Origin of the sequence: Niallia sp. FSL W8-0635 (genome assembly GCF_038007965.1) — a bacterium.
Classification (GTDB): domain Bacteria; phylum Bacillota; class Bacilli; order Bacillales; family Cytobacillaceae; genus Niallia.
Window position 1 is genome coordinate 420,723 of record NZ_JBBOYD010000001.1, and the last position, 13,997, is coordinate 434,719.

The following is a 13,997-nucleotide window of genomic DNA, read 5'->3' on the forward strand; positions in this document are numbered from 1 at the left end:
CTTGAGGAGGTTTTTCAAAATGGCTAAAGATATTAAATTTAGTGAAGAAGCTCGCCGTGCTATGCTGCGTGGGGTAGATGCTCTAGCAGATGCTGTAAAAGTAACACTTGGACCAAAAGGACGCAACGTGGTTCTTGAGAAAAAATATGGTTCACCACTTATCACAAATGATGGTGTAACAATCGCAAAAGAAATCGAATTAGAAGATGCATTTGAAAACATGGGTGCAAAACTTGTTGCGGAAGTAGCAAGCAAAACTAATGATGTTGCTGGGGACGGTACAACAACAGCAACAGTTCTAGCTCAAGCAATGATTCGTGAAGGACTTAAAAACGTTACAGCTGGAGCTAATCCAATGGGCATCCGTAAAGGGATGGACAAAGCGATTGCTACTGCAATTGAAGAGTTACAAGCTATTTCGAAACCAATCGAAGGCAAAGCTTCTATTGCACAAGTTGCTGCTATTTCTTCTGCTGATGAAGAAGTAGGTCAATTAATTGCTGAAGCAATGGAACGTGTTGGTAACGACGGTGTTATCACAATCGAAGAATCAAAAGGCTTCACAACTGAATTAGACGTAGTAGAAGGTATGCAATTCGACCGTGGATACGTATCACCTTACATGGTAACTGATTCAGATAAAATGGAAGCTGTTCTTGAAAATCCATATATCTTAATTACAGATAAAAAGATTTCTAACATCCAAGAAATCCTACCTGTGTTAGAACAAGTTGTTCAACAAGGTAAACCATTATTAATCGTTGCAGAAGACGTAGAAGGCGAAGCAAATGCTACATTAGTATTAAACAAACTTCGCGGTACATTCACTGCAGTAGCTGTTAAAGCTCCTGGCTTTGGTGATCGTCGTAAAGCAATGCTAGAAGATATCGCTGTTTTAACTGGCGGTCAAGTAATCACAGAAGATCTTGGCTTAGAGCTTAAAACAACATCTATTGAATCTTTAGGACGCGCTGCAAAAGTAGTAATCACAAAAGAAACTACTACAATTGTTGAAGGTGCAGGTTCATCTGATGATATCCAAGCACGCGTAAACCAACTTCGTGTTCAATTAGAAGAAACTACTTCTGAATTTGACCGTGAAAAACTACAAGAGCGCCTTGCAAAACTTGCTGGTGGTGTAGCAGTGGTTAAAGTTGGTGCTGCAACAGAAACAGAATTAAAAGAACGTAAATTACGTATCGAAGACGCTCTAAACTCTACTCGTGCTGCTGTAGAAGAAGGTATCGTAGCAGGTGGTGGTACAGCACTTCTAAACGTATACAATAAAGTAGCTGCTATCCAAGCAGAAGGCGACGAAGCAACTGGTATAAACATCGTTCTACGTGCAATCGAAGAGCCAGTTCGTCAAATCGCATTCAACGCAGGCCTAGAAGGATCTGTAATCGTTGAGAAATTGAAAAACGAACCAGTAGGAACAGGTTTCAACGCTGCTAACGGCGAGTGGGTAAACATGATCGAAGCTGGTATCGTTGACCCAACTAAAGTTACTCGTTCTGCATTACAAAACGCAGGAAGTGTTGCTGCAATGTTCTTAACTACAGAAGCTGTAGTTGCTGACAAGCCAGAACCAGCAGGTAGCGCTGCAATGCCTGATATGAGCGGCATGGGTGGAATGGGCGGCATGATGTAATAAGCCGCTTCACCCCTTGATATAAAAGGGTTTTATGTAAGATAAGAGTGGGATGTTAACATTTTGATAATATTGAGGTTAAACAAAAGAGGCTTCTCAAAAGTTTAAGTAAACTTTTGAGAAGCCTCTTTTTTATTTTTTAGTGTTCTTTGTAAAAAAAGTATATTGTAATCTTTCTATAACTAGTATCGTGAAATAAAACATGATAAAATAGGAACAAGTGTTCTTTTTGGAGTGAGAACAGTGAGGGAGGAGTAATTATCTAGAATTGCTAAACTCTAGAGATTAGTAAAACTTAATTACTCAAGTAATAGAATTCAAATGTGGAGTGGGAGTTTAAAATGCGTATAAAATATTTATGTGTTTCAAAAGGTAAAGTTGTTGAGATTCCTGTTAGTAAAATAAAAAATAGTAAAATGATAAAAACAGAATTATCTGGGGAAACAGTACTTATGATGGAAATGATTTATGAAACAGAAAATAGAAAGCCGTTTAAAATCGGTAAAATACATTTTGATAAGGTTACTTTTAATCAAGATGGGATTTATGATATTCAAGCTACTTCAACAAAATACTTCCAGATTAAATTAGAATATGCTTTTTCTGACATTCATAACACGATTGAATCGAAATCACTACCAATTCCAATAGCCCCCTGCATACCAACGGAAGAGGAAATTCAAGCTATTAAAATCTATATCGATAGAAAATATCCTTTTTTACTGATAAATTCACCAAGAGTAATTGAAAATTCAATATCTAAAAGTAAAGAAATTCATAAAGATGAGATTAAAAAATTTAAAGAATCGCATAGAAATAAAGCCATGGGAAAATTGGATGAACTTTAAGGGGATAAAGATGACATTATATGAAAATTTTTTAAAGCGGAAACAAAATGATGAAACACTTAACATAAAAGAACTGTCACCAAAGAATTTAGAAATATTATTTATAGAAGAATCAATATCAGATAATATGATTGCCTCTTTATTTGGAGTGAAAAGTTCAAAAGTCAATTATCTAAGAAGGAAGAATGGAATTACGATTCGCAACTCTCACATAAAAAAATTCTTATATGATCAGTCAGATATTTTCATGGAATTGAATGCAGATATAAAAGAGGTGATGATTCCCAATGAAAATATTACCAAAATATCTAAAGCGGTTGTCCATTTTGCTTTTTGGAATGGCCCAATTAGGATATGCATGCCGATGTAAAAAAGAATATCACAGATGAAGATATGAAAAAACTGAATACATATGGTTAATAGAATTGCTTATATATTTATTTTAATACTAGAAGATAGATGGCTTGAATTTAATTTTTTAGTAGAGCAGCTTGATTTTATGTTCGGCAAACATTGGGATGAGGCAATTCTAGATGATGGAGGAATGAGAGAATTATTTGAAAACGAAATAAACAAATTTAGAAATTAAACTTTTTTAAGTTATGTTAAAGGAATCTGTAGTTACCAGTCTTATAAAAAAAGTAAAAGACCACGCCTGTCAAAACGGTGACTGGGTGGTCCTTCTTAAAATAACTCCCTATCAAAACGGTGACTGGAAGTAATACATGATTTAATTTGTATAAATTATAAACAAATATTCATTTATAGTCAAGAAGGTGATGTTTTTTGAAGTACTCTATTTTTTTTGTGAGTCAAATAAATTAGATACCACAAAAAAATATTCTTATTACGGTGCATATGGAGCCGACCAAACTAAGTGTGATAGTCTAGTAGTTGATATAAGCAAAATTTTAAGAATGACTGCTAAGAAGAGTGAATTTCACTTTACTGAATATAAAAATGACAAGAATATTGCCCCATATCTATATTGTTTACAGCATTTTATAAAAACAAATTTTCAAATTAACATTTTTGTTGTGGATAATGATATTGCAATGAATTTCGCTAGGACTGCGGATATTTCAATTACAGAATTACGTAACTTGTTTTATGTTAAGATTCCAGAAAGGCTATTTTACGGTCTAACTAGGGGTCTGTCAGATGATTATACAACTGTTGAAATTATTGCTGATCACAGTCCAGAGTATGGAAAGATGAGAGTGTATTCAAAGCTCAAACAGCAAATGAATGCACACGCAATATATCGAGGAATGAAATATTATGTTAATAAGGCTTGGTATAAGGATTCTCATAGATCAATTCCTCTTCAAATTGTAGATTTAATTATGGGGATTGTTGTGTTTTTAATGGAGAAGTCTTACCTGAACATTGATGACGATAAACCAATAATTAAAAGTGATCTTATTTACCGCTTTTTAATTGAAGGCCAAAATATTGATTTGTTTGAGAAACAAATCAATATTTTTAAATGGGATGGACAAAAAGATATTATTCATGAAGTTAATATTTCAGATTATTTGTCTCAATTTATGGCATTTAAAACACAGTTTGATGTCAATGAAATGACAAAAATATTGAACATAAAAAATTCCATTGGTTCTACTAAGGATATAAGATTAAAAATGGACTACACAAATAATCAATTAAGAATGCTACTCGGATATCTTGACCAGCTTAATGGGAAAGGGAGAAATTCATTTATAATGCAAAACTATTATAAAATATTTTAGTTTTAAAAGCGGAAAATTAAAAAATGCTAACATTTTGCTAATGCAATCCCATAAAAAACAGTAAATTCCTGTTAAAGATGTTACACTCTCAGAGCTTACGGTCGGCATGATGTAATCTGCCCTCTCAATTTTCCTTAAATAATGAAAGCCTCTTAAAAATTCACTCGACTTTTTGAGAGGCTTTTTTGCTTTGTTAAAAGAAGAGAAGCTGGTTTTTATTGACTTAGAGAATCATAAATATACTTCAGAAATCTAGAGCGTAGCATCGATGAATAGACAACCAAATCAATCTTTCATCATTTCGAAAATATTGTGAATTTCCCCAGAGTATTTGCTTATAGCAAAAAAACACGTATAATTATTGTATTAAAAGATAGAAATGGAGTTTAAACAAATGGTCCAATCAATCAATACAAAAGTCGATTTAGTTATTAATGCAACTTCACATACGGGAATTTCAGAATATGGGAAGATTATGATTGGAGACAAAGGGTTTGAATTTTTTAATAGTCGTGATGCTCGAAAGTTTATTCAAATTCCTTGGGAGGAAGTGGACTACGTGATTGCTTCCATTATGTTCAAGGGGAAATGGATTCCGCGTTATTCTATCCAAACGAAGAAAAATGGCACATATACCTTTTCTTCTAAAGAGCCGAAAAAAGTTTTGCGGGCAATCCGTGAATATGTGGATCCGAAGCATATGGTTCAATCATTAAGCTTCTTTGATGTAATCAAACGTGGCTTGAAGATAAAGTCTAAAAAATAATAGCCTTTAAAAGAAGAATCGTAGAAGAGTAGGTTGATAAGAAAAGAGCTGAGGATTGGGTCTCTTGTCATTCGGATTTTCCATCATCTCCATGATGGAATGGAAGGCATATCTCTAGTTCTGATAGGGACGAAGGCAGAAAAATTAATAGTAATTTATTTGTTGAAAGCGTATATGCATTGTGCTATAATCTCTGGTAGAAGCTCATTAAAGCAAAACTAACTATTGAAACACTTCGTTTAAAGCGTTTACAAAATAAATTTAAATAGATATCGTCTTTATTTTTTACGTGTTACTGATTCGATCAGGCATGAGTGAAAAGTATGATTAAAGGTAGAATAAGGGGCATTCTATACCCATTTTTATCTTTGGATCAGCTTTTTCCTCATGCCTTTTTTGTTTTTTATGGGTTTTGTAACCGTTTTATGTAATCGCTTTTAATGAGCTGGAAAATGCAGCTGAAAACACACTGTAGTAGATTATGAATGTTTACTTAGCTGCAAAAATAATAATAGGAGGTAAAAAGATGGTAGGAATCATCATTGCTAGTCACGGTGAATTTGCTAGTGGTATCTTGCAATCTGGAACGATGATCTTTGGAGAGCAAGAAAATGTAAAAGCTGTTACATTGATGCCAAGTGAAGGACCGGATAATGTAAAGGCCAAAATGAAAGAAGCAATTTCCACTTTCGACAATCAAGACGAAGTATTATTCTTAGTCGATCTTTGGGGTGGAACCCCTTTCAATCAAGCGACCGGCTTAATTGAAGAACATAAAGACAAATGGGCAATCGTTGCAGGCTTGAATTTACCAATGCTGATTGAAGCTTTTGCATCACGCTTCTCCATGAACACAGCGCATGAAATTGCCGCACATATTTTGGATACAGCTAGAGAAGGGATTAAAGTAAGCCCTGAAAATCTAGAGCCAGTAACGGCATCTGCTCCAACTGCTGCTAAATCAGTAAATGCAGGGGCTCCTGGGAAATTTGAATATGTATTAGCACGTATCGATTCCCGTTTACTTCACGGACAAGTAGCAACGGCTTGGACAAAGACAACACAGCCTACTCGTATTATCGTTGTATCGGATGAAGTAGCAAAGGATGAACTTCGAAAGAAATTGATCCAACAAGCTGCTCCTCCAGGGGTGAAAGCGCACGTTGTTCCTGTGAAAAAAATGATCGAGCTTGCGAAAGATGATCAACACTTTGGCGGTCAGCGCGCATTGCTTCTATTTGAAAACCCACAAGATGCACTTAGAGCAGTTGAGGGTGGTGTTCCATTGAAGACAATCAACGTAGGTTCGATGGCACACTCACTAGGTAAAGTTCAACCAAATAAGGTATTGGCTTTTAACCAAGACGATATTAATGCATTTGCTAAGTTAAAAGAAGCTGGTTTAAGCTTCGACGTACGTAAAGTTCCAAACGATTCAAAAGGTAACATGGATGAAATTATTAAGAGAGCTCAAGAAGAGCTGGCCAAACGAAAATAATCCTATTATCAAAGAAAAAGGAGGCTTAACAGCATGGATTTGAATATGATTCAAATATTATTAGTCATTATTGTCGCATTTTTAGCTGGTGTGGAAGGAATCCTAGATGAATTTCACTTTCATCAACCAATCATTGCCTGTACGTTAATCGGTTTAGTTACAGGAGAATTGGTTCCATGTTTAATCTTAGGTGGTACCCTTCAAATGATTGCTCTAGGTTGGGCAAACATTGGAGCGGCTGTTGCTCCTGATGCTGCGTTAGCATCTGTTGCATCTGCTATTATTTTAGTCTTAAGTGGTCAAGGGGATGCAGGGGTATCTTCTGCTATTGCGATTGCTGTTCCACTTGCAGTTGCAGGTTTATTATTAACAATCATCGTTCGTACAATTGCTACAGGATTAGCGCATTTAATGGATGCTGCTGCAAAAGAAGGAAACATCAGAAAAGTGGAGTTATGGCATATTGTCGCGATCTGCTTGCAAGGTTTACGTATTGCGATTCCAGCTGCATTAATTATTGCGATTGGTGCAGGTCCGGTGAGCGACTTACTTACTGCTATGCCAGCTTGGTTAACAAACGGTTTAGCAATCGGTGGAGGAATGGTAGTAGCAGTTGGTTATGCAATGGTTATTAACATGATGGCTACAAAAGAAGTATGGCCGTTCTTTGCAATTGGTTTTGTATTAGCAACTGTTTCACAAATCACACTTATTGGTCTTGGTGCTATCGGTGTTGCTCTTGCCCTTATCTATATAGCTCTTTCTAACAAAGGCGGTTCTGGTAATGGCGGAAATGGAAACACTGGTGACCCGTTAGGCGATATTATCGATAATTACTAAGAAGGAGGGGACAAAAAATGGAAAAAACATTCAAATTATCAAAAAGAGATCGTATTTCAGTTTGGTGGCGTTCTACTTTTATCCAAGGCTCTTGGAACTATGAACGTATGCAAAACGGTGGTTGGGCATTCTCTATGATTCCTGCCATTAAAAGATTATATAAAACGAAAGAAGACCGTGCTGAAGCACTAAAACGTCACTTAGAATTCTTTAACACACATCCTTATGTAGCTTCACCAATTCTTGGTGTAACTTTAGCACTTGAGGAAGAACGTGCAAATGGTGCGCCGGTTGATGATAAAGCAATCCAAGGGGTTAAAGTTGGAATGATGGGACCATTAGCTGGTATTGGTGATCCTGTTTTCTGGTTCACGGTTAAACCAATCCTTGGTGCATTAGCAGCTTCTCTTGCTTTGACTGGTAATATCCTTGGTCCAATTATTTACTTCTTTGCATGGAACCTTATTCGAATGGGCTTCACTTGGTATACACAAGAGGTTGGTTACAAAGCTGGTTCTAAGATTACAGATGATTTATCTGGTGGATTACTACAAAACATTACAAAGGGTGCTTCCATTCTGGGGATGTTTATCCTTGGTGCGCTAGTAAATCGGTGGGTATCGGTTAAATTTACGCCTGTCGTCTCCTCGGTTGAGCTGGACGACGGTGCCTTTATCGATTGGGATAAGCTACCTGATGGAGCGGAAGGAATGAAAATGGCCTTGGAACAGCAGGCCGCCGGGCTTTCATTAGATCCAGTTAAAGTAACAACTTTACAAAGCAATTTAGATAGCTTAATTCCTGGTTTAGCAGGATTGTTATTAACACTTCTTTGCATGTGGTTACTTAAGAAGAAAGTTTCTCCGATTGTTATGATTCTTGGATTATTTGCAGTAGGTATTGTATTCCATTTACTTCACTTAATGTAAGGATAAAGGTGTTATCATCGCTGCGCTTTTCCTTTAAATAATTCATGCAAAATCGAGAAGCACCTCCTAATATAGGGTTAACCTATTGTTTTTAGGAGGTGCTTTTTAGATGACAAGGTGCTAGAAAAACAGGTTTAATAAGAATAAATACTAAATAAATATTTAGGGGGACCCACATGCTTACAATTGGTTATATTGGAAATGGAAAAAGCACGAATAGATACCATCTTCCGTTTGTACTGCAAAGAGAGAATATAAAGGTAAAAACCATTTATCAAAGAAATCCTAAGAATGAGAGTTGGGATCGAATTGCAGGAGTAAATTATACATCGGATTTAGATGAACTATTAAATGACAAGGACATTCAACTTGTTGTTATCTGCACAAGACATGACAGTCATTATGAATACACAAAATTAGCGCTAGAACATAATAAGCACTGTTTAGTTGAAAAGCCTTTTATGGAAACTTCCGAACAGGCAAAAGAAATATTTGCAATGGCAAGAGAGAAAGGTTTAATTGTACAGGCCTATCAAAACAGACGCTTTGATAGTGATTTTCTAACCGTTCAAAAAGTGATCGAAGAGGGAAAACTAGGGGACTTGCTGGAAGTGGAAATGCATTATGATTATTATCGTCCCGAAGTACCAGAATCTTCCCAGTCTTATAATCCAGCAGAGTCATTTTTATATGGACATGGCTGTCATACACTTGATCAGGTTATCAGTTATTTTGGCAAGCCAGATCAAATTCATTATGATGTAAGACAATTATTAGGACAAGGAAGAATGAATGACTACTTTGATTTAGACTTGTATTATGGAAAGTTAAAGGTTTCTGTGAAATCTAGTTATTTTAGATTGAAAGAAAGACCTAGCTTTGTTGTTCATGGGAAAAAGGGATGCTTTATAAAAGAAACAAAGGATCGTCAAGAGGAGCATTTAAAGTTATTTTACATGCCTGCTAACAAAGATTTTGGTGTGGATACTATAAAACACTATGGAGTACTAACATATATGGATGAAGAGGGAACAATCCATGAAGAATCAGTGAAATCCGTAAATGGCGATTATGGAAGAGTATATGATGATTTATATAAAGCAATCATCAATGGGGAAGAGAAGACGATAACGGATGACCAGATTCTTTTACAAATGGAAATATTAGAAACAGGTGTTAAGAACTTAAAGTGAAAAATTTAGGCTTTAGCCGAGAACCCTCGTGACTTCAGTAGTGGGTTGTTGAAAATAGATCCAATAAGCTGAATATGATGAAGCAAAAGATATAAAAATCAGTTGGACAGTATCTATTTAATTAAACGAAGAGAAAGCCGAGGATTCTTCCGATTATTATTGGGATTTAGAGATAAAAGAGATATATTTCAAGGTATCATTGGGATTTAGAGATAAAAGAGATATATTTCAAGGTATCTTATTTATTTGTCCTAAAAGCAATGGAAGCTATCATTTAAGCTCCCATTGTTTTTAGGACAGATTTCAACTAACAGGGGACATTATGTTTACCCATTCATTCTACCTGCATCCACCAATCTCAATCCAGTTTACAAACAAATTCACTCCCCTACACCAAATACATATCTACTCAAAAATTCATTCCGAAACTTCCCATTTGGGTCATACTTCAATAGCAGTTGCTGAAAGTCAGGCATTTTTTCATACAGTGATTGTATTTTTGCTGGAGAGGTTGTAAATAGTTTTCCCCAATGTGGCTTTGCTTGGAAAGGTTCAAGCTGGGCTTCGATTAGTGGCAGCACCTTTTGAACTTCTTCCCATTTATCCTGCCATGTAAAGTGAAAGGCAACGGAATCTTGCTTATAGGATGGACTTAACCAAAGTTCGTCTTGGGCAATTGTCCTTACTTCGGATATAAATAAATGTGGTGCGATTTGTTCGCGGATTTCGCTTATTGCACAAAGTGCTTCGTAGGCATGCTCTCGAGCCATTATATATTCACTTTGCAGCTCTTGTCCTTTACTTGGCATGAAGTCCATTCGGAAGTGTGGCATGCGGTCAAGCCAGTCCCCTGGCACACCAAGCTGGGCTGTACAATTCTCTGCGCCGACTCCTGGTACGGGATGGAGATTTTCTTTGGCAGCTTTTGCCCCATAGAACTCCTGTCCTAATGAAAAAGCCTGACCATCTGTTAGTTTGCTCTTCAACCATACCTGATTAAATGTTTCGTTCTGCCAATCCGTAAACAGGCTGACACTATAGGCACTAGAATAAATGGCGTCAAAATCGTGTGCTAGCTGTGCTAGCGGAAGATTTTCATATACATCTTGTCTCATTTGATGAGTTGGCTGTATATCTAGTGTTAGTTTTGTGACAACACCAATCCCGCCTAGTCCCACAACAGCGCCATGTAATTCCTCTTCTGATTTTTCTCTTGAAAAGTTTACAATACTACCATCAGCAGTAACAACCTCTATAGAGCGCACCGCTGTAGCTAAATTTTGGTTGTGATTACCGGAACCGTGTGTTGCTGTTGCACAGGCTCCAGCAACCGAAATATGGGGAAGGGAAGCAAGATTATGTAAGGCATAGCCATGTTGATGAAGAACATGACAAAGGTCTCCGTACTTTATTCCAGCTTCTACGGTTGCGCTTTCATTTTCGCGGTCAATGTGTAAGACCTTGTTAAGCTTTTGCAAGGATACTATATTCTCATTCGAATCTGCAATACTATTAAACGAGTGACGCGTTCCGATGACACGAAGTTTTGTTAACCTTGAAACTAGTTGTTGAACCTCTTCAACCGATTCTGGTCCATGCCAGTTAGACGTGCTATATTGAAAGTTACCTGCCCAATTTCTTTTTAAAGCCATGGGTTCCACTCCTTTTGCTATTATTTAGTTTAACTATATACCTTAGAAGAAAGAATTTTCAATTATTAAGGTCTGCGACAGCAGGATGAGATAAAAAAGTTCATCAAAACAGGACAATCTGTTAAGTAGGGTATCTTCGTTTACCAGGATACGTGGAGCTCTATATGAACCTTCCTTTTCATATAGATACTTTTTTTAATTACAAAAAAACTTCCTACTATATTTAGTATTATAATAAACTTAAAAAACTTTTTCTAAAAAGAGAAAGTTTCTGAAAGAGTTAGTTCATGCAGGTAACGAATCCTATCGCTACTTTTACTGTCGTTTTGGATATGTTAATCTTCTATAATCTTATTAATATAGCATATGCCGTTTTGCTAATTTCATGATATATATAATCAAGGCTGCTTGTATCTCTTTTTTGAGCTTAGCAGTCTTTTATCTTTTTGCCAAATCTCTTATACATACTATAACTATTAGAAAATGACGGAGGAAAATATGAAAAAAGGCAAATTTAGTTTACAGGCCATCATTATTATTTTTGTATGTATTGTTGTTGTGTTATCTCTTGGAATAACCGATTTGATTATAAGTAATGGTATTACCTCTAGTGTAGAAGGAACGCAGAAAGAAAAAGCATTGGATGTTGCTAGGATGATGGCTGTTACTCCACAGGTGAAAGAGGTTCTCGAAGGAAAAGCTAGCCAGACAGAAATTCAAGCTTTTGCAAATCAAATAAAAGAACAAACCAATGTTAACTTTGTTGTTGTGATGGATATGAACGGAAATCGTTTATCCCATCCGGAGCCTAGTAAAGTGGGAAAGCACTTTAGCGGAGGAGATGAAGGTCCTGTTCTGAAGGGAAAGGAGTATGTTTCCATTTCCAAAGGGACGCTTGGCCACTCTATGCGAGCGTTTACTCCTATAAAGAATGCACGGGGAGAACAAATCGGTGCGGTTGCTGTAGGGATTTCTTTAAAGAGTGTGACAGAGGCTGTCCATAAGGGACGGATGGGCATCTTTATGGGAACATTGATTGGGACTTTAATTGGTGTAATCGGGGCAGTGGCTCTGGCTAGATACTTCAAAAAAATTCTTTTAGGACTCGAGCCGTTTGCCATTGCTAAGCTTCTGGAAGAGCGTAGTTCTATGCTTCAGTCTGTACGCGAGGGAATTATAGCCATTGATCAGGAGGGCAAAATCACCCTTGTTAATAAGGCAGCTAGTAAGCTTTTTCAAAAAGCGGGTCTTGATGAGAGTGCTATTGGGAAGAACATTGAAGGATATTTGCCAGATACTCGGTTAACACGCATTATAAAATCGGGTGAAATGGATTTGGACCAAGAGCAGAACTTGCATGGAGTAACTATTTTAGTAAACCGAGTACCAGTAGTGGTGGAAAATCAAGTGGTGGGTGCGATTGCAACCTTCCGTGATAAAACAGAGGTCCAGCAAATGGCTGAACAGCTAACAGGTGTACGTAATTATGCCGATGCTCTCCGTGCTCAAGCACATGAATTTATGAATAAGCTCCATGTTATTCTTGGTCTCGTTCGAACGGAACAATACGATACACTTGCCAATTATATAAGTGAAACGGTTAATCGCCGGGAAACAGAGGTTGGCTTTGTTACAAAGCAAGTCCAAGACCCTGTTCTTGCTGGATTTCTGATTGGAAAGCTAAGCTTTGCCAGAGAGTCTGGGGTTTGTCTTTCCTTTCATTGTGAAAATAAACTTCCTAAGCCTGTACACTCAGAAATCACTCATGAACTAATCACAATTATTGGGAATATCTTTGATAATGCAATTGAGGCAATTGTAGATAGCGTAAACAAAAAGGTACATCTACAATTGGATTACGCAGAAGATATTTTGACTATTGAAGTCAAGGATACAGGAATGGGAATGACGAATTCCCTTCAAAATAAAATTCTCGATAAAGGCTTCTCCACCAAAGGAAATAATCGTGGGTTTGGTTTGTTTCTTATGGCGCAGGCGATAGAGAGATTGGAAGGTGACCTCATTATTTCGTCCAAGCCGGGAAAGGGGACAACTTTTGCCGTGTATATACCTTATAAAGCAGAGGTGAGTAAAAATGATTAATGTGCTGATTGTAGAAGATGATCCGATGGTAGCGGAAATTAATAAACGGTACCTTTCGCAAATTGATGGATTCCAATTGGCTACAACAGCCAATTCTGTAGAGGAAGCGATCAATTTATTGAAAAAAGAAAAAATCCAGTTGATTCTTTTAGATATATTTATGCCAGGCAAGCTCGGGCTGGAATTGTTACCCTATCTAAGGAAAAATGAACTGGAAATTGATGTTATCATTATTTCGGCAGCCTCGGATCTAGAACGAATTAAGAAAGCCTTAAGGCATGGTGTTGTCGACTATTTAATTAAGCCTTTTGAGTTTGAAAGGTTTCATGTTGCTCTCACTAGTTACCTTGAGAAAACGAGGATTACGGATAAGCGGGAGTCCATTAGTCAACAAGAACTGGATTCTTTGCTTTTACATAGAGAAGAGACTGTAACCGTTGAGGAATTGCCAAAAGGATTAACAAAGGATACTTTGAGGCAAATATGGGATGCAATTCAGAAATTAAAGGAGGCACCTTTCTCGACTGATGATGTGGCAAATGTTGTTGGAATTTCAAGAGTATCGGCTAGAAAGTATCTTAATTTCCTGAAAGAGTTAGAAATACTCGAAGTGAAGGTTATCTATGGAACGATTGGAAGGCCTGTTTATCAACATGAATATAATCAATGGAAAGAACACTTAATAAAAAACTTTCTGTAAGCAGGTAAGAATACTGCTTACTTTTTTTATTTACAAAAAAAATGATTAAACTTACATAAACTTTGA

At 36.7% G+C, this 13,997-nt stretch carries 12 protein-coding genes; 11 read left to right on the forward strand and 1 reads right to left on the reverse strand.

What is annotated here, in order from left to right; genetic code table 11:
- Positions 1 to 19 precede the first annotated feature (19 nt).
- The 9 genes from groL (at position 20) to NYE52_RS02280 (ending at position 9,476) form a co-directional block, all read left to right on the forward strand.
- The gene (groL, locus tag NYE52_RS02240) at positions 20 to 1,651 is read left to right on the forward strand and encodes a chaperonin GroEL (protein ID WP_341191570.1); all 1,632 of its coding nucleotides are present in this window, start codon (positions 20 to 22) and stop codon (positions 1,649 to 1,651) included.
- Positions 1,652 to 1,992: 341 nt separating this feature from the next.
- A complete protein-coding gene (locus NYE52_RS02245; RefSeq protein ID WP_341191571.1) occupies positions 1,993 to 2,499 on the forward strand; it encodes a hypothetical protein in 507 nt (168 codons plus the stop codon).
- Between the two features lie 10 nt (positions 2,500 to 2,509).
- Positions 2,510 to 2,869 (forward strand): hypothetical protein, encoded by a 360-nt coding sequence (locus tag NYE52_RS02250; RefSeq protein WP_341191572.1) that lies wholly within the window; start codon positions 2,510 to 2,512, stop codon positions 2,867 to 2,869.
- A 409-nt stretch (positions 2,870 to 3,278) separates the two neighbouring features.
- Positions 3,279 to 4,250, forward strand: a complete 972-nt coding sequence (locus NYE52_RS02255) for a DUF3800 domain-containing protein (RefSeq protein ID WP_341191573.1) — start codon at positions 3,279 to 3,281, stop codon at positions 4,248 to 4,250.
- A gap of 394 nt (positions 4,251 to 4,644) precedes the next feature.
- Positions 4,645 to 5,016, forward strand: coding sequence for a DUF956 family protein (locus NYE52_RS02260; RefSeq protein ID WP_341191574.1), 372 nt, complete (start codon positions 4,645 to 4,647; stop codon positions 5,014 to 5,016).
- Positions 5,017 to 5,542: 526 nt separating this feature from the next.
- Positions 5,543 to 6,514: a mannose/fructose/sorbose PTS transporter subunit IIA gene (locus NYE52_RS02265; RefSeq protein WP_341191575.1), complete on the forward strand. Its 972-nt coding sequence runs from the start codon at positions 5,543 to 5,545 to the stop codon at positions 6,512 to 6,514.
- Between the two features lie 33 nt (positions 6,515 to 6,547).
- A complete protein-coding gene (locus NYE52_RS02270) occupies positions 6,548 to 7,354 on the forward strand; it encodes a PTS mannose/fructose/sorbose transporter subunit IIC (protein ID WP_396954466.1) in 807 nt (268 codons plus the stop codon).
- A 17-nt stretch (positions 7,355 to 7,371) separates the two neighbouring features.
- Entirely contained in the window at positions 7,372 to 8,283 is a 912-nt protein-coding gene (locus NYE52_RS02275; RefSeq protein ID WP_341191576.1) for a PTS system mannose/fructose/sorbose family transporter subunit IID, read from the forward strand.
- A 176-nt stretch (positions 8,284 to 8,459) separates the two neighbouring features.
- The gene (locus NYE52_RS02280) at positions 8,460 to 9,476 is read left to right on the forward strand and encodes an oxidoreductase (protein ID WP_341191577.1); all 1,017 of its coding nucleotides are present in this window, start codon (positions 8,460 to 8,462) and stop codon (positions 9,474 to 9,476) included.
- Between the two features lie 380 nt (positions 9,477 to 9,856).
- On the opposite strand, the gene NYE52_RS02285 is transcribed toward NYE52_RS02280, so the two are convergent.
- On the reverse strand, positions 9,857 to 11,128 hold the full coding sequence (locus NYE52_RS02285; protein WP_341191578.1) for an FAD-binding protein: 1,272 nt from the start codon (positions 11,126 to 11,128) through the stop codon (positions 9,857 to 9,859).
- A gap of 498 nt (positions 11,129 to 11,626) precedes the next feature.
- Between NYE52_RS02285 and dcuS the strand changes: the two genes are divergently transcribed.
- Both dcuS and NYE52_RS02295 read left to right on the forward strand, forming a co-directional pair.
- The gene (gene dcuS / locus NYE52_RS02290) at positions 11,627 to 13,231 is read left to right on the forward strand and encodes a DcuS/MalK family sensor histidine kinase (RefSeq protein WP_341191579.1); all 1,605 of its coding nucleotides are present in this window, start codon (positions 11,627 to 11,629) and stop codon (positions 13,229 to 13,231) included.
- Entirely contained in the window at positions 13,224 to 13,931 is a 708-nt protein-coding gene (locus tag NYE52_RS02295; protein WP_341191580.1) for a response regulator, read from the forward strand. Before dcuS ends, NYE52_RS02295 begins: the two co-directional genes overlap by 8 nt.
- Positions 13,932 to 13,997: the final 66 nt, after the last annotated feature.

Bases quoted from the DNA above. Each gene is read 5' to 3' on its own strand.
- groL (WP_341191570.1), top strand. From the start codon at position 20: ATGGCTAAAGATATTAAATTTAGTGAAGAAGCTCGCCGTGCTATGCTG.
- NYE52_RS02245 (WP_341191571.1), top strand. From the start codon at position 1,993: ATGCGTATAAAATATTTATGTGTTTCAAAAGGTAAAGTTGTTGAGATT.
- NYE52_RS02250 (WP_341191572.1), top strand. From the start codon at position 2,510: ATGACATTATATGAAAATTTTTTAAAGCGGAAACAAAATGATGAAACA.
- NYE52_RS02255 (WP_341191573.1), top strand. From the start codon at position 3,279: ATGTTTTTTGAAGTACTCTATTTTTTTTGTGAGTCAAATAAATTAGAT.
- NYE52_RS02260 (WP_341191574.1), top strand. From the start codon at position 4,645: ATGGTCCAATCAATCAATACAAAAGTCGATTTAGTTATTAATGCAACT.
- NYE52_RS02265 (WP_341191575.1), top strand. From the start codon at position 5,543: ATGGTAGGAATCATCATTGCTAGTCACGGTGAATTTGCTAGTGGTATC.
- NYE52_RS02270 (WP_396954466.1), top strand. From the start codon at position 6,548: ATGGATTTGAATATGATTCAAATATTATTAGTCATTATTGTCGCATTT.
- NYE52_RS02275 (WP_341191576.1), top strand. From the start codon at position 7,372: ATGGAAAAAACATTCAAATTATCAAAAAGAGATCGTATTTCAGTTTGG.
- NYE52_RS02280 (WP_341191577.1), top strand. From the start codon at position 8,460: ATGCTTACAATTGGTTATATTGGAAATGGAAAAAGCACGAATAGATAC.
- NYE52_RS02285 (WP_341191578.1), bottom strand. From the start codon at position 11,128: ATGGCTTTAAAAAGAAATTGGGCAGGTAACTTTCAATATAGCACGTCT.
- dcuS (WP_341191579.1), top strand. From the start codon at position 11,627: ATGAAAAAAGGCAAATTTAGTTTACAGGCCATCATTATTATTTTTGTA.
- NYE52_RS02295 (WP_341191580.1), top strand. From the start codon at position 13,224: ATGATTAATGTGCTGATTGTAGAAGATGATCCGATGGTAGCGGAAATT.